The 19,581-nt window shown below is 35.5% G+C and carries 22 protein-coding genes and 2 pseudogenes; 7 read left to right on the top strand and 17 right to left on the bottom strand.

Annotated elements, in window-relative coordinates:
- Positions 1-116, top strand: a pseudogene (locus tag ACEN4N_RS09150) (IS30 family transposase); the annotation flags it as partial.
- 94 nt (positions 117-210) lie between these two features.
- On the opposite strand, the gene ACEN4N_RS09145 reads toward ACEN4N_RS09150, so the two are convergent.
- Positions 211-903, bottom strand: a complete 693-nt coding sequence (locus ACEN4N_RS09145; RefSeq protein WP_407094105.1) for an adaptor protein MecA — start codon at positions 901-903, stop codon at positions 211-213.
- A gap of 168 nt (positions 904-1,071) precedes the next feature.
- Complete coding sequence (gene spxA / locus ACEN4N_RS09140; RefSeq protein WP_138404023.1) at positions 1,072-1,470, bottom strand: transcriptional regulator SpxA; 399 nt, start codon at positions 1,468-1,470, stop codon at positions 1,072-1,074.
- A gap of 376 nt (positions 1,471-1,846) precedes the next feature.
- Between spxA and trpS the strand changes: the two genes are divergently transcribed.
- Together trpS and ACEN4N_RS09130 are read left to right on the top strand one after the other, a co-directional pair.
- On the top strand, positions 1,847-2,833 hold the full coding sequence (trpS, locus tag ACEN4N_RS09135; RefSeq protein ID WP_138404022.1) for a tryptophan--tRNA ligase: 987 nt from the start codon (positions 1,847-1,849) through the stop codon (positions 2,831-2,833).
- Between the two features lie 234 nt (positions 2,834-3,067).
- Positions 3,068-4,165, top strand: a complete 1,098-nt coding sequence (locus ACEN4N_RS09130; protein WP_407090405.1) for an FUSC family protein — start codon at positions 3,068-3,070, stop codon at positions 4,163-4,165.
- Between the two features lie 74 nt (positions 4,166-4,239).
- On the opposite strand, the gene ACEN4N_RS09125 is transcribed toward ACEN4N_RS09130, so the two are convergent.
- The 7 genes from ACEN4N_RS09125 to gcvT all read right to left on the bottom strand — a co-directional run bounded on the left by ACEN4N_RS09125 (position 4,240) and on the right by gcvT (position 11,439).
- Positions 4,240-5,628, bottom strand: coding sequence for a L,D-transpeptidase family protein (locus ACEN4N_RS09125; protein WP_407090406.1), 1,389 nt, complete (start codon positions 5,626-5,628; stop codon positions 4,240-4,242).
- A gap of 32 nt (positions 5,629-5,660) precedes the next feature.
- The gene (locus tag ACEN4N_RS09120; protein WP_407090407.1) at positions 5,661-6,299 is read right to left on the bottom strand and encodes a DsbA family protein; all 639 of its coding nucleotides are present in this window, start codon (positions 6,297-6,299) and stop codon (positions 5,661-5,663) included.
- Between the two features lie 13 nt (positions 6,300-6,312).
- Positions 6,313-6,834 carry a GNAT family N-acetyltransferase gene (locus ACEN4N_RS09115; protein ID WP_407090408.1) on the bottom strand — a complete coding sequence of 174 codons (522 nt, stop codon included), beginning with the start codon at positions 6,832-6,834 and terminating at the stop codon, positions 6,313-6,315.
- A gap of 217 nt (positions 6,835-7,051) precedes the next feature.
- The gene (gene gcvPB, locus ACEN4N_RS09110; RefSeq protein ID WP_407090409.1) at positions 7,052-8,524 is read right to left on the bottom strand and encodes an aminomethyl-transferring glycine dehydrogenase subunit GcvPB; all 1,473 of its coding nucleotides are present in this window, start codon (positions 8,522-8,524) and stop codon (positions 7,052-7,054) included.
- Positions 8,517-9,872, bottom strand: coding sequence for an aminomethyl-transferring glycine dehydrogenase subunit GcvPA (gene gcvPA, locus ACEN4N_RS09105; RefSeq protein WP_407094104.1), 1,356 nt, complete (start codon positions 9,870-9,872; stop codon positions 8,517-8,519). The genes gcvPB and gcvPA overlap by 8 nt, the downstream gene beginning before the upstream one ends.
- 56 nt (positions 9,873-9,928) lie before the next feature.
- Positions 9,929-10,309, bottom strand: coding sequence for a glycine cleavage system protein GcvH (gcvH, locus tag ACEN4N_RS09100; protein ID WP_138404015.1), 381 nt, complete (start codon positions 10,307-10,309; stop codon positions 9,929-9,931).
- Between the two features lie 14 nt (positions 10,310-10,323).
- Complete coding sequence (gene gcvT, locus ACEN4N_RS09095; protein WP_407090411.1) at positions 10,324-11,439, bottom strand: glycine cleavage system aminomethyltransferase GcvT; 1,116 nt, start codon at positions 11,437-11,439, stop codon at positions 10,324-10,326.
- Positions 11,440-11,814: 375 nt separating this feature from the next.
- On the opposite strand from gcvT, the gene ACEN4N_RS09090 reads away from it, so the two are divergent.
- Both ACEN4N_RS09090 and ACEN4N_RS09085 read left to right on the top strand, forming a co-directional pair.
- Entirely contained in the window at positions 11,815-13,011 is a 1,197-nt protein-coding gene (locus ACEN4N_RS09090) for a M20 family metallopeptidase (protein ID WP_407094103.1), read from the top strand.
- Positions 13,012-13,458 (top strand): VOC family protein, encoded by a 447-nt coding sequence (locus ACEN4N_RS09085; RefSeq protein ID WP_407090413.1) that lies wholly within the window; start codon positions 13,012-13,014, stop codon positions 13,456-13,458.
- Between the two features lie 87 nt (positions 13,459-13,545).
- Here ACEN4N_RS09085 and ACEN4N_RS09080 read toward each other — a convergent pair whose 3' ends face one another.
- The gene (locus ACEN4N_RS09080; protein ID WP_407090414.1) at positions 13,546-13,911 is read right to left on the bottom strand and encodes a DUF1622 domain-containing protein; all 366 of its coding nucleotides are present in this window, start codon (positions 13,909-13,911) and stop codon (positions 13,546-13,548) included.
- Positions 13,912-14,073: 162 nt separating this feature from the next.
- On the opposite strand from ACEN4N_RS09080, the gene ACEN4N_RS09075 reads away from it, so the two are divergent.
- A complete protein-coding gene (locus ACEN4N_RS09075; protein ID WP_407090415.1) occupies positions 14,074-14,757 on the top strand; it encodes a TIGR02206 family membrane protein in 684 nt (227 codons plus the stop codon).
- A 33-nt stretch (positions 14,758-14,790) separates the two neighbouring features.
- Here ACEN4N_RS09075 and ACEN4N_RS09070 read toward each other — a convergent pair whose 3' ends face one another.
- The 6 genes from ACEN4N_RS09070 to ACEN4N_RS09045 form a co-directional block, all read right to left on the bottom strand.
- Positions 14,791-15,396 (bottom strand): alpha/beta hydrolase, encoded by a 606-nt coding sequence (locus ACEN4N_RS09070; protein WP_407090416.1) that lies wholly within the window; start codon positions 15,394-15,396, stop codon positions 14,791-14,793.
- A gap of 15 nt (positions 15,397-15,411) precedes the next feature.
- A complete protein-coding gene (locus tag ACEN4N_RS09065) occupies positions 15,412-16,026 on the bottom strand; it encodes a flavin reductase family protein (protein WP_407090417.1) in 615 nt (204 codons plus the stop codon).
- 9 nt (positions 16,027-16,035) lie between these two features.
- Positions 16,036-16,626 (bottom strand): VOC family protein, encoded by a 591-nt coding sequence (locus ACEN4N_RS09060; protein WP_407094102.1) that lies wholly within the window; start codon positions 16,624-16,626, stop codon positions 16,036-16,038.
- Between the two features lie 121 nt (positions 16,627-16,747).
- Positions 16,748-16,927: a VOC family protein gene (locus ACEN4N_RS09055; RefSeq protein WP_407090419.1), complete on the bottom strand. Its 180-nt coding sequence runs from the start codon at positions 16,925-16,927 to the stop codon at positions 16,748-16,750.
- Positions 16,928-16,975: 48 nt separating this feature from the next.
- Positions 16,976-17,941, bottom strand: a complete 966-nt coding sequence (locus ACEN4N_RS09050; protein ID WP_407094101.1) for a VOC family protein — start codon at positions 17,939-17,941, stop codon at positions 16,976-16,978.
- A gap of 14 nt (positions 17,942-17,955) precedes the next feature.
- Positions 17,956-18,387: a MarR family transcriptional regulator gene (locus ACEN4N_RS09045; protein WP_338489518.1), complete on the bottom strand. Its 432-nt coding sequence runs from the start codon at positions 18,385-18,387 to the stop codon at positions 17,956-17,958.
- A gap of 337 nt (positions 18,388-18,724) precedes the next feature.
- Between ACEN4N_RS09045 and ACEN4N_RS09040 the strand changes: the two genes are divergently transcribed.
- Positions 18,725-19,408, top strand: coding sequence for a YggS family pyridoxal phosphate-dependent enzyme (locus ACEN4N_RS09040; RefSeq protein ID WP_407094100.1), 684 nt, complete (start codon positions 18,725-18,727; stop codon positions 19,406-19,408).
- Between the two features lie 57 nt (positions 19,409-19,465).
- On the opposite strand, the pseudogene ACEN4N_RS09035 reads toward ACEN4N_RS09040, so the two are convergent.
- Positions 19,466-19,581 (bottom strand): annotated as a pseudogene (locus ACEN4N_RS09035) (IS30 family transposase); the annotation flags it as partial.

The raw sequence follows: 19,581 nt of genomic DNA, 5'->3' as shown, positions 1-19,581 counted from the left end.
TGTCATCGATTGCACACAAACGGAACACGATTCCACGGAAATCCTTACACTACCGAACACCGTTGGAAGTATTTTTGAGTTACTTAGATGAAGCAGTTTTGTCTAGCTTAATTTGACAAATCAAAATACATAAAAAAGAGGCTTTTCCATTATTACAATTTCATTAAAAAAGAGCCAACGGAAATTTTCCATTGGCTCTTATAAATATTATCAGAAATTTTCTCCAAAATACTTCAATGCATCCTTGCTTCGTAACATGTCTCCATGTTCTTGAAGGATTGCTTCAGTTACTTTGACTTTTTCACCATACTCAAACATAGTTAAAAGTTTGTTGTACGCGTATTCTTCAACAATTGAAGAATCAACATAGTTAATGACTAAGTAATAATTTGAATTCATATGATAAAAGTCTGCACGAATCAAATCAGTGGTTACTTCTCTCGATAACTTAAGAAAATCCTCTAAGTCAGCAAATTTAATAATTTCACCTTCAACTGATTTTACATCTTCAGTTTCTTGAATACTCTCTTCATTTTCAAATAAATCTAAGATTGTCTTCTCTTTTTTATTATCATCTTTATTTGATTCATTTTCATTCATTTCTCGTTTACGCTCTATGAGATGTTTAGTTAATTCATCTTCCCATATTTCATCCATTTCATCAAAATTTGTTCGGCTTATATATAATTCCAAACCTTCTTTATTAGGCATTACTTGGAAAGTGACAGCTTCTGATTCCTGAAAGTGCTTATCAACATCTACCTCTTCTAAAATTGAGTAGAAAAATCTTTCAATCGTCTTTTGATCACCAACTAAATCTAGGAAATCAATTCCTCGCTCTTCCAAGTCTTCCTGTCTAATTGACACTTTAATTAAATTTTCATTAATGTGTTCCATTTCCATATCCGTACACCTCCTTAGATCTTCTTACATCTATTATACGAATAATCTAGCAATACACAAATCATTAGTGTTACGTTATCATACCAATCAGAATGTCATGTTTCAAGTAAAAAAGACAAAAAAACCGATTAATAAATAATCGGTCATAGTTATAATAAAAAATGGTTTTTATTCGTTAACCAATGCGCGTGCTTTTTGTAATTCTAATGCACGAACTGCACGTGGTAAGAAACGACGAATTTCATCTTCATTGTATCCAATTTGTAGTCTTTTATCATCAATGATAATTGGTCTACGCAACAGCCCAGGTTGCTCTTGAATCATTTCGAAGAAATCATTTAAAGGAATCTCACTTAATTCTACATCTAATTCAGAATATGCTTTTGAACGAGTAGAAACAATATCCTCTGTCCCATTTTCTGTCATTCGTAAAATTGACTTAATTTCTGTGATTGATAATGGTTCAGTAAAAATATTACGCTCCTCATAAGGAATTTCATTTTCTTCTAACCATGTGCGAGCTTTTCGACATGAGGTACAGCTTGGAGTGATGTATAAAGTAACCATAATATAGTTGCTCCTTTCAATTTTGACAAAGTTAGCTAAAACTTTGCGGCTCCTGTTTAGTACGTTAGCAGCTCTTTTGTGAAATAATAAAGTGATACAAAAACAATAGTGTTATACTTTTAATGAAGTATGTTTTCACAATCTGTATTGCTTTATGTTTAATAGTATAGCATTTTCAAATGAAAAAATCAATCTTACTTCTAATCATCTCTTTAGACTATATTAAGAATTCATCATTAATTCACAAAGTCATTATTCATTAACACACTAAGATTTACAGGTCATTAAGATTTTTTATTTTTGTTCTTTGTCAATAAATACGTTATAATGCTAATATAATTTAAGAAATATTTAATATTTGAAAAGAGGTATTTTTATGAAAGAAAAAGTTTTTTCTGGAGTGCAACCTTCGGGAATCCCCACAATTGGTAATTATATTGGTGCTATGAAAGGCTTTGTTGACTTACAAGATTCTTACGACGCTATCTATTCTATCGTTAATCAGCATGCCATCACAGTACCACAAGATCCAAAAATATTAAAACAAATGACACGTCAATTGGCTGCTTTATACTTAGCCATTGGTATTGATACAAAAAAAGCGATTCTATTCGTTCAATCTGATGTCCCTGCTCATGCTCAAATGGCATGGATTATTCAATGTATGACTGGTTTAGGTGAGTTAGAACGTATGACTCAATTTAAAGATAAAGCTAGAAAGCAAGAAGCTGTTAATGCTGGTTTATTAGCTTACCCAACATTAATGGTTGGAGATATTGTCTTATATGATGCTAATTTTGTTCCAGTCGGAGACGATCAAAAGCAACATTTAGAATTAACACGTAACTTTGTTGACCGCTTTAATTCTCGCTATAATGATGATCTATTAGTTAAACCTGAACCACTTATACCTGAAGAAGGCGGACGTATTATGAGCTTGCAAGATCCAACAAGCAAGATGAGTAAGTCAGATACAAATACAAAATCATTTGTATCTATGTTAGATACACCAAAACAAATCACTAAGAAAATTAAGAGTGCCGTAACGGATTCTATTGGTGAAGTGAACTATGATAAAGAAAATCAACCTGCTGTAGCGAACTTATTACAAATCTACGCAAGCTTCAGTGGAAAATCTATTGACTCAATCGTTTCTGATTATAGTTGCCAAGGCTATGGTAACTTCAAAGGTGATCTAGCTGACTTAGTTGTTTCAACGCTAGAACCTATCCAAGAACGTTATGAATCACTATTAACAAGTTCAGATTTAGACGATATCTTACAAGACGGAGCGAAACGAGCTTCTGCTATCGCTGAGTCTACATTGAGTCGTGTCGAAAAAACAATTGGCTTAACTTATTAATTACATTTTTTAATCATTATCATATTTATGCGCCCAGTTAACGCGAATTAATCTGGGCGTATTTATTTATAGAAATTTATTGTTTTTGTAATCTAATTGTAGTCCAAATACCCTTTACTAATCTATCGTTCTTTAATACAATATTCTCTATTATTATTGGACCTTATATCTTGAATATTTCTGAAAATCAAGTACTATTAAGTTAATTAAAATCTACATTAGGAGAATAAAAAAATGAAAATTGGCGCGCGGGTCTTAAAAACAGGACTAGCGATTTCACTTGCGACATATTTATCTATACTACTGATTCCTGATAACAGTGCAGCGCTTGCAGCGATTGCCGCAGTTACAACAACGATGCCATCAGTAAGAAAATCTTTCGACATGTTTACTCGTCGATTAGTAAGTAACATCATCGGTGGTCTCGTTGCGGTCTTCATGCTTTTTGCCATCGGGAGTAACCCTGTAGCCATCGGTATTGCTGCCGTAGTTACGATTGCAGTATTAAATGCCTTAAACTTATCAGATGTGTTAACATTAGCAGTTATCACACTTGTAGCAGTAATGTTAACGACTTCAGACAATTATTATCTAGCTGCACTATACCGTGTGTTAGAAACAACGATTGGGGTGATTGTTTCTTTCATTATTAATTGGTTAGTCTACCCTCCGCAACATGACAAACCTTTCTACTCAACTCTGGTCAATTTGACGAATGAAGTTTTAATATTCATTCGTGCGACACTCAGAAAGAATGTCACTTTCTCGATTCTACATCGAGATATCCAATGGGCAAGAAAAGAATATTCTACTCTAACAACTCTATTTGATTTAATGAATAATGAAGTAACATTCTCTAAGACAGAGAGAATGGGTAAAGCAAGACGATTAGTTATTTATCGTCAAATGATTAAAACAACTAAATCAGTCATTGATTTACTTGATGCCCTTCATTCGAATGATCACGTCTTTCAAAGTTTCCCAGTAGATTTAAGAATAATGCTCCGCGAACACATTGAAACATTAATGGTTGGGCACGAACAAATTTTACTTAAATTTAGTGGTCGAGTTTCAGCATCAGAAGTGAATTTTATTCATTCTCAAAAAGATTTTAAATTAGAATTTATGAAGCGATTCTTTGATCAAGCTTGGGATGAACTGGAAGCCGATACGAGCTATGATAATGATAGTAATGGGGTTATTCATATCTTATCAGCAACTTATAATTATGAAGAGTCTTTAGTGAAACTCAATAGCATTATACGTATCTACAAAGAACGTTATATTGAGTATCATGATGAAGATGAACAACTTGGTAACGAACATCTATAATGACATAACAACAAAAAATCGGGCTATCCTTAGTGAGAACTAAAGATAGCCCGATTTCTTTTTATAGTCTAGATTTAAAAAATAATGACTGGCATACCATATTCAACTAATTCAAATACTTGCCCCATCATTCCGGGCGGCGTATTAATACAACCAAGTGATCCGGCTGTTTGGTACGCATTCCCACCGAAAGATGACTGCCATGAGGCATCATGAATACCTTGCGCTTGGTCATCAAAAGCAATCCAATATGACACAGGTTGAACATAATCTTGTTCAGTAATTGTATTGTAGCCAACTAAGTTCGTATCTTGTTCCATATTCCAAACTTGATACGCGCCTGGAACTGTTTCTGCCCCAATGATTCCTGAAACAATGGGTGTGTCTAATACGAGTTGTCCATCACGGTAAATAAACATCATTTGATAAGCAATATCGACTTCAACATAATCCTCTCCGACATAATCTCCCATACCGTAACCACTTCCACCGATCACAGGTTCTCTAGTGACTTGAGCTCCGTTATGTATATCTTGAACAATCAACTCTGCTTCATCATAACGATCGATAAACCAACCATAAGTACCAGGTTGTACTTGAACTTCTCCTTGATAAGTACTATTAAAATTACGAGGTAAGAATAAACCTGCATATTGTTCATTTAGTGAAAGAATATATTCCTCCACAGCTTCTTGATCCACTTGTGGGTTATTATCCTCATCTAAATAAATCCAAGCGTTAATTTGCCCTTGCGGGATTGTAACAGAGTTTCCGTCGAATTCCAATGTAATAGATGTACTTTTCATTTGTTCAATGATATCTGCTCTTTGAATCAAGCTCTCACTTTCAGTTAATTCTGTTGGTTTAACATAGGCGTCTTCGATATTTAACTGCCCCGCTCCTGTTCCCACTGACTGAACAATCGCTTGAGCTAAACTATCCGAAGTAACTTGGTTTCCGTATGTTTCTTCTGAAACACTTATTTCACCATTGGCATTCTTCACTAATTGAGCATCAACGGTTGGTTCTCTTTCTTCATTTTTAATTCCAAGACTAGGAACCAAGCCAGCTACAATATTCTCATCAATTTGAATCTGATCTTGAATATTAACGACTTTATCGCCATTGAAGAAGGCAATTGGCCAACTCCAGCCATTCTGATTTTGAATGGCTTGCCCCATAAGTTCATCTACTTCAGCAGACATACCAATTTGGTTCATTTCGATGTAGCCAATATTATTTTCATTTTCATTAAAAATCAAAGTTTTTGACTCAAGGTTCTGCTCCACCGTTTCGGTCGCTTGTTGTGGTGTCATTTGACTAATTTCTACTGGTCCTGCATAAGAGCGAGGCAAAAAATGAGATTTAAAGTAAAATGCACCCACAAAATAAATTAGTAAAATTAAAAGAGCTACGATGGCAGTAATCACATATCGTTTAGGCAATTGTCTAATTTTTTCCAATACATCCACCTCCTATAAATATATACTTCATTTTATGACTCAGTTGCAACTTGTTCAAGGATATTTTTGAAAACTTCAATTGGCTGAGCCCCTGAAACAGCATATTTATTATTAAACACAAAGAATGGAACCCCTTGAACACCAATCGAGCCCCCTGTAGCAATATCATCTTGGACTTTTTGATGATTAGTTTGACTATCATTAAGAATCGATTGAACATCAGCTAAGTTTAGTTCTAGTTCTTGACTGAGTTTTTCAATGACTTCATTATCTTCTATATTCAAACCTTCGACGAAATGCGCTCGATAAAAACGATGGAAATAATCGTTCCCTCGTCCTTCTTCTTTTGCATACTGGAAGACTCGGTGAGCTTTTAACGTGTTTGAGTACTTTGCATCGTCATAATTCATTGTTAAACCAGCTTCAGTTGCCATGTTCTTGACACTGTCCATCATTTGTGTGACTTTATCCATTGGCATGCCTTTTAATTTCGCAAAGGTTTCATAATAGTTTAATTCAGGTTGATAAGTTCCCATTGGATCTAGTTGAAAACTTTTATATTCAATAGTCACATCGTCCTTCTCAGAAAAAGTACTTAAAGCTCGGTTTAAGTGCTCCTCAGCAATGTAGCAAAAAGGACAAACAAAATCCGACCAAATAGTAATTTCCATAAATAAATTCCTCCTAAATGATGTACTCATACATTAAGTATTCTGCTAAACCTGTATCTTCGTAATACAGTTCAATGGTATCAACCAAAACAAAGCCAGTTGCTGGATATAATTTCTTCCCAGCTCTATTTACTCCGTAAACATCAATGCGAATGGCTTTATAATTGCGTTTATTCCCGTAAGCTTGGGCAAATTGCACTAATGCTTTTGCGATACCTTTGCCTCTTGCATTAGGCATGACACCTAGAGCGTGTATCGATATGAATTCGCCTTCATCGGCTTGTATTTGCCAGTTTGCCTTTTCGTAACCTTCTGTATAGGCTTCATTAATAATCATTCCACCACAGATTTTGTCTTCTAGTTCAAAAACATAATATTGTTTAAGATTAATCGCTTCTTGAATCATTGTTTCATCAGGATAAATACCAAGTACCCAACCTGCCCCAGCCTCTACTTGCCCCGGATATTCGGTCATCACTCTATAATTGTCCATAATGATATCAAAATCACTTTGTGTTGCTAATCGAATCGACATCCATCCACCTCTTATTATGTAATCATCGTCATTAATTTTGTTTAAGTAATTAAATCTACTTATCAATTAATTTACCATAGTATTGGCTTCGATACCATGATAAAGCTTGATTTTATGCTCTTTTGTCCCATTATTTCAATATATATTTTTTTAGCTTATATTTTGAAATGAAAAAGACGACAGAAAATAAATATCTGCCGTCAAACTTTATTATTTATTATTGAAGACTCGCTTGATAAGTTAACACTGGCTTACGCGCAGCGATTGTCTCATCTAATCTTCTAACTGATGTTAAGTGTGGTGCTTGTTTAACCATTTCTGGATCTTCCATAATTTCTTTTGAAATTGAAATAAAAGCATCTGCAATTTGGTCTAATTCACGGATTGATTCCGTTTCAGTCGGTTCTATCATCAGACATTCTTCTACAATTAGTGGGAAGTATGTCGTTGGTGAATGAATACCATAGTCTAACAAACGTTTCCCAATATCTTTCGCATTGACATTATGCTCAACTTTTTGTCGTTTACAACTCACAACAAATTCATGCATACAATGTTGGGCAAAAGGAACGTCGTAATATTCTTTAATACGTGCTTTCAAGTAATTAGAATTCAAGACGGCATCTTTAGACACTTGCGTTAGACCATCTGCACCCATGGTTCTAATATAAGAATAAGCACGGACATTCACACCAAAGTTTCCAAAGTTACCTTTAATTCGACCAATACTTTGAGGATAGTCAGAATTAATAATGTAATGCTCGTCTACTTTTTCAATTCTAGGCACAGGTAAGAAAGCTTCTAAGTTTGCTTTCACACCGATAGGTCCTGATCCTGGACCACCACCACCGTGAGGTCCTGTAAAGGTCTTATGTAAATTCAAGTGAACAGCATCAAAGCCCATTTCACCTGGATTAGATATTCCCATAATCGCGTTTGAATTAGCACCATCGTAATATGCTAAGCCACCTACTTCATGAACAATGTCTACAATTTCTTGAATATCACGTTCATATAAACCTGCTGTATTAGGATTCGTTAACATAATACCCGCCGTCTCTTCATTGACTACTTGTTTCAATGCTTCAATATCTATAATGCCTTCTTTAGTTGAAGGGATTTCAAACGTTTCATAGCCAGCAACCGTTGCTGTCGCAGGGTTCGTCCCATGAGCAGAGTCTGGAACAATAATATTCTTACGTTGCTCACCTTCACCGTTCGCTTCATGAAAAGCTTTAAACATCAATATTGCAGCTAATTCTCCATGAGCTCCAGCGGCAGGTTGAAGAGAAATATGATCCATCCCTGTAATTTCCGCAAGGTATTCTTGTAAGTTATGCAATAATTCTAAGGCTCCTTGAGCTGTCTCTGGTTCTTGTTGAGGGTGAATTTGACTGAATCCGTCTAAAGCAGCAATCGTCTCATTCACTTTTGGGTTATATTTCATCGTACATGACCCAAGCGGATATGGTCCAGACTCAATACCGAAGTTTTTATTCGATAAGGCTGTATAGTGTCTTACCAGTTGCAATTCTGACACTTCTGGTAATTTTGCTACTTCTTGTCGATTTAAATATTTAGGTAAATCTTTAGTTAGATCATACGTTGGGACATCGTTCTCTGGTAAATCATAACTGATATGACCAGGTTGAGAAATTTCAAATATTATTTCATTATATTCTTTAAGCATGACGTGTCACCTCTACTAAACTCGATACAAAAGCATCAATTTCTGACTTCGAGCGTTTCTCCGTTGCACATAATAAGTAAGAATTCTCAATACCTGTTGAGCGAGTCGCATCATAACCACCAACAAAGCCTAGTTGGTGTAATGCCAAGTTAACTTCTTTAACAGGTTGCTCTAATTGAATTACAAACTCATTGAAGAAAGGCACTTGATTAAGAACTTTGAAGCCTTGCGCTTCTAATTGGTCTTTTAAATAATGAGCTTTATTAATATTTTGCTTTGCCATCTCAACAATACCTTCTCGTCCTAAAGCAGAGATGGCTATGGCAGAAGCTAAAGCATATAAAGCTTGGTTTGAACTATAATTACTTGTCGCTTTCTCACGACGAATGTGTTGTTCACGTGTAGCTAAAGTCATAACAAAACCACGCTCGCCGTTCTCATCTTTAGTCTGTCCGACAATACGACTAGGTATTTTACGCATTAATTTCTTCGTTGTGGCAAAGTATCCACAGTGAGGACCACCATAAGACATTGGAATACCAAATGGTTGTACGTCTCCAACAACAATATCTGCACCTAACTTACCAGGCGCTTCTAGAGCACCTAGAGCCAGTGGATTTGCTGATACAATAAGTAATGCTTTTGTACCACTCATTGCTTCTTCAATTTCTTTCAAATCTTCAACAGATCCAAGGAAATTTGGGTATTGAATAATGACAGCAGCAACAGTCTCATCTAATTGCTCTTTAAGCTTTTCAGTATCTGTCACATCATTTGTTAAAGGAATTTCATTCACTTCATATTCCTTACCAAAGCCATAAGTGTTTAAGACATCAATCCCTTGTGGGTTAACCCCTTGAGATATTAAGATTTTTGATGATTTTCTTACAGAACTTATTGCTAAATTCGCTGCTTCAGCAATAGCATTATATCCGTCATACATCCCACAGTTTGCCACTTCCATCTGAGTCAACTCTGCAATCATAGATTGCCACTCAAATAAAGCCTGTAGCTCTCCTTGGCTAATTTCAGGCTGATACGGAACGTATGCTGTTAGAAATTCTTGTCTAGATATTATCGCTTGGACAATTGAAGGGATATAATGGTCATACGTTCCTGCCCCAATAAAGTAAGGCATCTGTGTAGCATTTGTGTTCTTACTAGCTAGCTCACGAGCGTGTTTAAGTAGTTCAAATTCACTTAACTCTTTAGGTAGATCCATTCTTTCCTGGGTTCTAACTGCTTTTGGGACGTCTTCATATAATTCATCCACTGACTTAACGCCAATGGTATTTAACATTTTTTCTCTGTCTTCCTCTGTATGAGGTAAATAACGAAATTTTTTCAACTCATTCATCCTCTCACATTTAAACATTCATTCCGATTACTGGATTGAAAATAAACTTAATCTTCTACAAATTCAGTATATTGTTCTAACGATATTAAATGAGATGTATCAATAGCTGATTCACTTGTTAATTCACAAATCCACCCTAATTCATAAGGGTCTTCGTTAACGTTCTCAGGTTCATCTTCTAAAGTTTCATTCACTGCAGTTACTTTCCCAGCAATTGGTGCATAAATTTCTGACGTAGATTTCACTGATTCAATGTTTGCGAATGCTTCTTCTAAATCATATTCCTCATCCATCTCGGGTACTTCAACATAAACGATGTCCCCTAATTGTTCTACAGCGTAATCTGTAATTCCGATACGAACAGTATTGTCATCCAATACTTGAACCCATTCGTGATCTTCTGTGTAAAATAATGTATTTTTATCCATTTTTCTTCCTCCAATTATTTATTTTTTAACCAATCTTTTTTAGTAATCTTCGCTGGTACGCGTTTATTACGAATCTCAACAAAAATTCGATCGTTTATTTTGGCAAATGGTTTTCTAATTTGTGCAAAACCGATTGCTTTTTTAAAGGTTGGTGATTTTGTTCCAGATGTTACTTCCCCAATGACTTTCGTACTTTCTTCTGTTTCATAGACTTTATATCCTTGACGAGCAATCCCTTTTCCAGTCAGTTCAAAGCCACGAGACATATAACGATTCGGATCGTTCTTCACTGTCTCAAGGGCTTCTTTACCAATAAAGTTCTCCTTATTTAAATCGACTGCAAAAGCAATTCCACCTTCAATCGGTGTAATTTCCTCGCTGAGATCATTGCCGTATAAAGCCATACCGGCTTCAAGTCGTAAGGTGTCTCTTGCTCCTAGACCACATTCTTTCAGTCCATAAGACTCACCTACGTTAAGCAACGTCTCCCAAACTTCGGTTGTCTCTGACCATGGAATATATAATTCATAACCCAATTCACCTGTGTAACCTGTCTTAGAAATACGCACTGAATCAACACCCGCAATTGTTTGTTGACTGAACATTTGGAAATTATTTAATTCTAACACTTCAGGTGCTACAATTTCCTTTAATACTTTTTCAGAATTTGGACCTTGAACCGCAATCAATCCGTATTCTGCTGATTGATCGACGATCTCGACTGTGTTATCGGAATTATGCTCATTCAACCATGCTAGAATTTTGTCTTTATTTCCAGCATTGGGAGTGACAAATAATGTATTCTCTGCAACATAATAATAAATCAAATCATCTAAAGTATAGCCATTCTCATTCACGATGGCAGTATACTGTGCGTCGTTTAATGAAATTCTTTGTGTATCGTTCGTGATGATTTGATTAAACCATTCAAGCACATTTGAACCTTTAATTAAAATTTCCCCCATATGAGAAGCTTCAAAAATCCCAACCGTTTGACGCACCGCATCATGTTCTTCTTGAATCTTTGTGAATTGGATTGGCAGTGCCCAGCCTCCAAAATCAGTTAATTTTAACCCTTTCTCAACATAATAATCAAAAAGTGGGGTCTGTTTTAAATTTTTTTCAGCCATTCTTAACTACCTCCATCGTATTATTACATCCTTTATATTGTCAGCTACATACTTTATATTAGAATCAAATAAAACCCCTGTCTGTTTTCTAATTATAAGGCACCTAGTAAACCTTTCAATACTTCTACGCACGAACATTAATGAAACAATCATATTGTTCGTTATAACTTAATTTTTTTCAGAAAACCTACTGTAGTATAAGCGTTTTTAAAATCTCGTGTGTAAATTTTTAGTAGCCGTCTTTACAGTTTCTCAATTGTATTATAGCCAATTTTTAATCGACTAACAATAAAGGAAACACAAGCGGTAAAGCTTGAAAATATACTGAAATAGGAATAAGATGATTAAAGTAAGAAAAACCTTAGGAGGCATACAATGTTAGAGAAATTACTAGCAAAAATTGAAGAAAATAAAGATCAGATGATTGATATTCGTCGCTACTTACACGAAAATCCAGAACTATCTTTTGAAGAAGTGAATACTTCTAAATACATCGCGGACTTTTACAAAGATAAAGATGTAGATGTTCAAACAAATGTTGGTAATCACGGGGTTAAAGTAACGATTGATTCTGGTAAACCAGGTAAAACGTTAGCTATCCGTGCTGACTTTGATGCACTACCTATCGAAGAAGCCACTGGTTTACCCTTTGCATCTAAAAACCCAGGTGTGATGCATGCATGTGGTCATGATGCCCATACTGCTTACATACTTATCTTAGCTGATGCTTTAATCGAATTAAAAGATGAGTTCGAAGGTAAGATTGTTATAATTCATCAAGATGCTGAGGAAGTTCCACCAGGAGGGGCTATCGGTATGATTAAAGATGGTGTCTTAGACGGTGTTGATAATGCCTTTGGTATCCACGTGATGTCTAACAAACCATATGGAGAAATTCATTATGTCCCAGGTGAAGCACAAAATGGTCGTGCGAAATTTGTTCTTAAAGTACAAGGTGTTGGTGGACATGGTTCAAGTCCTCACGAAGCGAATGACGCGATTGTTGCGGCTAGTTACTTTGTTACAGCGATACAAACAGTTGTTTCACGTCGTTTAAGTCCATTCGATACAGGTGTTGTAACCATCGGTTCTTTCGACGGTAAAGGATCATTTAACGCTATTAAAGATTCAGTAGTCCTTGAAGGTGACGTTCGTGGTATGTCTGAAGAAGTACGTAAAAAAATAGAAGTCGAAGTAAAACGTATCGTGAAAGGTCTTGAAGTTATGTACAACGTTACTTGCAAACTTGACTACGCAAATGACTACCCTGTTCTATACAATGATCCAGAATTAACAGAACACATTGGTGCAGTTTTATCTGAAGCTAATCTTGAAGATGTTACAGAAGTTGTTAAATCAGGACCAATGTCTCCATCAGAAGACTTCGCTTACTACGCTAAAGAAGTTCCAAGTTCTTTCTTTTATGTTGGTGCAGCCCCAGTAGATAAAGAAGCTTTCCCACATCACCGTCCTAAATTCGATATCGAAGAAGGCTCAATGATGATTGCTGCCCGTGCAATGGCGACGGTTGTAGCTGATTACTTCAGTAATGATCAAAGCGAGAACAAATAGATGATTACAGGCGTAGAGATTGATTTCGTTGTTGAAGACTCACTAAAAGCACTTGAAATGTATCAAGCAATCTTTGCTGATGCATTAGAAGTCATTGAAAAAACAAGTTTCCCTACAGGTTTAAACGAAGCAGTGTTTACTTTATACGGCACTCGCTTCCATCTTTTAGATGCTAATGCTGAGTATAATTTATTAGCACCTACAGAAGATGATCCTAAAACTTTATGGTTCAATGTGATGGTACCTAACATTAAAGATACCTTCCAAAATGCAATTGATAATGGCGCTTCTGTCATTCAAGAACTTATGCATATGCCTGAGATGGGTGTAACTAATGGAATGTTCTTGGACAAAGCAAATTACATTTGGATGTTACATGAAATCCACGAAGAAGTTAGTTTTGAAAAACGCGAAGAATTTTTCAAAGATGAATTTAATTTAGATTAGTAACATTTACATAAATACACCTTATTATTCAAATGAGTAAGAATATTGAATAATAAGGTGTATTTGTATGTATATAATAAGTGCTGATTAATCGAAACTATCTGAATCGATCATTAAACGATCGCGTTCTTCCATATTCGCGTTCTTTACTTCCCAGTGAACGACAACACTTAGAACTATTCTTAGAATTACAACTACGGTTAATACAATCAGTTCTTGGAAATCTCGAATAACGACCGTCTTAATAACCTCTGCCCCAAGTTTAAACTGTAAACTCAAAGCGAGGACTTCACCTAAAGTAATCGTAATCGCCTTATCATGAAAGTTAAAGCCAGATTTCATAAAAATCCAAAGTACCTTTAAACTACCGAAAAAAATAATAAAAATTCCGATTAATTCTAATATATGAATAATGGGTGGGCTAACAATTTGACTCAATTCTTCTAGGAACACTGATTCACAACTCCTTATACTTTTTATTTAATTTTACCGATATCTATCTAAAAGTACAAATGAAAAATGAGTTTGACAAAAAGAAATGAGATTCTTAAAATGAATGCATACTAAACTATTTTTTTATAACTAATATATTATAAAGCGAGGTAAGTAACTAACATGGAGTACATTCAAATTCTTGGTCCGAATCATTTATTATATATTGCTGTTTTAATTTTCTTTACCTGCCTCTTATTTATGAATCAATCGTATGTTAGAGACCACCGCAATACTATTTCAAAATACATTGTGACTATTTCAATCCTTCAACAAATTTTATTATACGGTTCTTATGTCCTACTCGGTGAATTTACATTACAAGAATCCTTACCCTTCCACATTAGTCGGATTAATACCATTCTAGGTATCATTTTCTTATTTACTAAATCTGAAAAATTATTTAAGATCGTTGCCTATTTCTCAGTGTTTGCTTGGTTAAGTTTCTTAGTACCATCAAACATTGAACCGATTACGCATCCTAGAGGGGTAAGTTTTTTAACGAATCATGTTATTACATTGCTACTACCCTTCTACGGTATGATTGCCTATAACTATAAAGTTTATGCATCCGCACGTAAGCGTGTCATTCTATTGTTTTTAGTATACTTTGTCTTCGTGGCGTTATTTAATCCAATTGTTAATGGTAATTACTTTTATCTTAGAGATAAACCCATCTTTTCTTCCGTACCTAATATCTTTTATTATCCGGGCTCAATTTTAGTATCTATCTTGCTGTTCTTTATTATTGAACAGATATTTCACTTAGTTCAAAGCAAATTTATTCACAAACAAACAGAGGGATGAGTTCTATTATGATCTCGTCCCTCTGTTATTATATTATTTAAAAACTTTATTTAACCAAGCTTTTGCTTGCATAGCTGTGTCACCATTTAACTCATGGGAATTTACCCAAAACGTTGTGACTTCTGCGCCGCGTGTCTCGAAGATATCAACAACATTCTCGCTATCATTTAACGAAACGATGGGATCATTTTCTCCCATTGATAAAAAAATTGAAACATCTTTCATATCTTTTGTATTATGAGACACGTCCACTGGATACATTGGTGCAAAGAGTGCCCCTTTATTCACTTGACTGTCTTCTCTTAATAAGATATTCATTGCAATGTTTGATCCGTTTGAAAAGCCAACAAAGACTGCATCATCTAAATTAAAGTTATATTCTTTACTCGATTCAACGATAAACTGATGTAAAGCTTCTCCGCGTTGATTTAAGTCTTCAACATCATATACGCCTTCTTCTTTACGTTTAAAGTAGCGTAACATGCCATTCTCTACGACATCTCCACGGATGGCTAAGATTGCTGCCTCAGGATCTAAAATCTCACCTAAGGGTAGTAAATTTTTTTCATTTCCACCCGTTCCATGTAACATAATGAATACAGGATGGTTTGCTTTTCCTTCTCTAAAGATATGTTCCATAAATTATTAACTCCTTTAATCTGGTCGGACTAAATCAAATTGCGTACCTAATTTGGCATACTCCGCACCGGCTAATCGACTCACAGGTTTCAGTTTGTCTGCTATAATATAGCCTGTGTCAACATCGTAAATCTCTTCTGCAAGATGAAAACCAACCACCTCTAGGATGATTAAATCCGCAACGATTAACCCTGATGCATCCGTAATTTCAACAGCTTTATACAACTGTGTCTCATAGCGGACGAGGGCTTCTTTAATCCCTGGTGTACCAATCAATTTTGAGTCAATTAAGTTAAAGTTTGATACACTTAACTCACTCTCATCTGCAGGCAATGTTGCTGATGTTACATTTGCATCGTTTACGATTCGCTCATCTACAACATGAACCGTCGCTTCTTTCTTTGCGAGAATATTTCTTGAAGTGTCTTTTAGTTCACCATTCGATCGTTGTATCGCAATCGAAATGAGAGGTGGGTTGTTAGAAACAATATTAAAGTAACTAAAAGGTGCAATATTAATGACTTCATCAGATTGCGTCATCACTAATGCAATCGGCCTTGGAATAATTGTTCCTGCTAATTTCTTTTTATTGTCCTTTGAGGACATATTATCTGCTTTAAAAAAATGCATAAACCCCTCCTATAATTCGACTTTTGGTAAAGTTTTCTCGATTTCTTCTCGCTGGCTTTCATATTGTTCTGGAAGCATGAGCTTTTGGCCTAAGGCATCTAAAGGTTCATCGACAGCAAAGTCTGGACCATCGGTCGCATATTCGAGTAGAACATGGCCTTTTTCTCGCATGTACATTGCTTTAAAGTAATTACGGTCCTTAACATCTGTCACGTGGAATCCTTCATCTTGTAGGTATTCACGCCATTCTTGTTGTTTAAGATCGTCTTCCATTGACCAAGCCACGTGATGAACTGTTCCAACACCGTCTCTACCTCTCGCTAGTGCTTCTTTAGGTATAATAATGTGATGACGTTGTTCTCCCACTGTTTCTAAGTGGAAGAATTCTAATGTGGCTTCTAATTCCTCTAAACCGAGTTGGTCCCGTAAAGTATCTCTTGTTGCTTCTGGTTGGCTTGATAGTAACTCCACACCGTAGAAACCTAAGATATCTGAATCATTATTCTCTTCATCAGTTTCGACGATTGCTAAGCGTAAAGTATGATGATCTTCAAAGATAATACCACGATTTCCAAACATATTCGATTCTTCAAAAATCACATCATGAGTTTCTAAATGTTTCTTCCAATGTTCTAATGACCCATTAGGTACTGAGAAAGCAATTCTTCCAACTTTCCACTACCTTTGACACCACGATTACGCGTATCCCATGGGAAGAAAGTTAAATTGTTCCATCATCCATTCCCTTATTTGAGAAATAGAAATGATATGTATTTACATCGTCAAAATTAACTGTTTGTTTAATTAATTTTAAGCCTAAAACATCACGATAAAAGTGTAAATTTTCTTGAGGGGGACCTGCAATCGCAGTAATATGGTGTAAATGTTTCACCGGTTCCATATTATCAGCTCCTTATATTGTATTAATGATTTCAAAGCCGCCTGGCTATTATTTATTGCGCGTTGTATCAAATGGACGTACAGATGCTTCGATTTCGTCACGTTTTTCTTCTAAGAATGGCGGTAATGATAATTTTTCTCCTAATGTTTCATATGGTTCGTCGCCCATGAAACCTGGTCCATCTGTAGAGATTTCAATTAAGATATGGCCAATTCGTGCATATAGTGCTTCAAAGAAGAAACGATCTACCCAACCAGAGTGGCGAACACCGATTTGGTTATACTTTGCTTCCCATGATTTAATTGCTGCATGGTCTTCAACTCTAAATGAAACGTGGTGAACTTCTCCGTAACCTTGGATTCCAACGGGTGTTTCCTCATCTTTACGTAAGATAACACGACCACCGTTTCCACCTTCACCAACTTCAAAGACTGCAACTTCCTCTTCTTCAATCATTGGTTTCATATTATAGATTACTTGTAATAATTGTTTGAAGTCATCAAAATAACTTACAGTAATTTCAATCGGTCCAAGCCCGTAGATAGCTTTATCTGTTGGTACTGGTCCATCTTGCCATGGTGTTCCAGCCTCTACCCCTTCATTATTCTCATCTGAGAATAAACGGTAGCGCTGCCCATCTTCTTCTTCAAATTCTAAAACTTTCGTACCGAATAAATCTTCAATTTCGCCGTGTTTTACATCAAATTCTTCAAAACGGTTTAAGTAGTATTCTAATGCTGCATCGTTAGGAACACGTAAGCCAATACGCGAAATTGAGTTTAATCCATAAGTTCCTGAAGGAATATTCGGAAAATCAAAGAATGTTAAATCCGTTCCTGGTGATCCGATGTCATCCGCAAAGAATGTATGATACGTTTGGATATCATCTTGGTTTACTGTCTTTTTAACTAAACGCATACCTAAAATATCTGTGATAAATTTATAGTTTCTTTCAGCACTATTCGTAATCGCTGTAACGTGGTGAATTCCTTTAAGTTCAAAATTGTTCGTCATAATAAAACGCTCCTTTATTTGTTGTCTATGCCGTTCATTTTCTTCAATAAGAACCGTAGTTGTGTGAGTTCATCATCCGATAATTTATCAAATGATTCTCTAATCAATTCAGCATGCGATGGGAAGATGCGTTCAATTAACTCTTTCCCGCTAGGTGTTAAAGAGGCACGAATGATACGACGATCTTGTTCATTTACAATTCGCTCAACAAGTCCCTTTTCACATAATTTATCAATTAAGTAAGTAGTACTGCTACTCGCAATTAGAATTTTCTCTTTTATTTGTTGAATGGGTTGTGGCCCTTTATTCAATAATAATTCTAGTACGGCAAACTCATTTAAGTTTAGACCGTGTTTTCTTGAGTCTTTTCTAACTGTTCTATCTAAAGTTTCGCTTGTTCTTTGGATCCCTACAAATGCTTTTAATGATTCTTCGGTTCTGTTCATTGTTGCTCCTCCTAAAAGATTGTTCATATTTTATTATCTCGTTTTCGAATTATAAGTTAATAATTATAACCGAGCAAAAGCATTTAAAATTTTACTTTAAATGTTTACATCTCGATTTCGAATTAATATTAACATGAATCAATTTAGAGGTCAAGTCTTTCACTTTTATTAGTGATCAATGAAGTGTTATCTCGACTTCGAAATAATGCTAACATGGATATTTGTTCAATGCAAGTATTACTCTTGAATTCGTTTGAATGTCTTCAAATTGACACCCTCCACCATTATTGATAAATTCAATAGAGGAATAATTAAAGGATTGGTGAACGAAGTGACAATGAAACAAACGTTAAAAACAAATATCAATGTAATTCAAGAAACGATTGAAAATCATCTACCCGCTGGAAACAAGGAGCCTACTGTAGTTGCAGTCACTAAGACCGTTGATGAAAAAACGATGCGTGATTTGCACGCTCTTGGAGTAAAACACTTTGGGGAGAATCGCCCCGATGTATTCTTAAAGAAATATGAAAATTTGGCAGATATTAATGATGAGATTCAATGGCATTTTATTGGTAATTTACAAACGAGACAAGTGAAGAAGATTATTAATGATATTGATTATCTCCACTCTCTGGACCGTCTCTCTTTAGCAAAAGAAATTCAAAAACGCGCTGAGCAGCCGGTTAACTGTTTCATTCAAGTTAATGTGAGTGGTGAAGATAGTAAATCTGGTTTCCAACCCGACGCGTTGGCTGACACTTTAAAAGAGTTAGAAGCATATGATAAGTTAAATATCATTGGCCTAATGACAATGGCTCCTATTGATGCCAGCCAAGAGGAAATTCATGAATATTTCCGCTTTTTAAAAGAGTTACAAGTTGAAGTGGAACAAGGTAACTTTTCAAATGCTCCTTGTACCGAAGTTAGCATGGGCATGAGTCAAGACTACCCCATCGCTGTAGCTGAGGGAGCTACTTTTATTCGTGTAGGTACTGCCTTTTTCAAAGATGCTTTATAAGTAAAAAAAACAACAGTTCAAAAAATTCGAGCTGTTGTTTTTTGTATATTTGATTTGTCAAATTAAGCTAGACAAAACTGCTTCATCTAAGTAACTCAAAAATACTTCCAACGGTGTTCGGTAGTGTAAGGATTTCCGTGGAATCGTGTTCCGTTTGTGTGCAATCGATGACA

The organism is Ruoffia sp. FAM 20857 (assembly GCF_045528645.1).
Taxonomy (GTDB): domain Bacteria; phylum Bacillota; class Bacilli; order Lactobacillales; family Aerococcaceae; genus Ruoffia; species Ruoffia halotolerans.
This window is presented reverse-complemented; position numbering and strand designations above follow the sequence as displayed.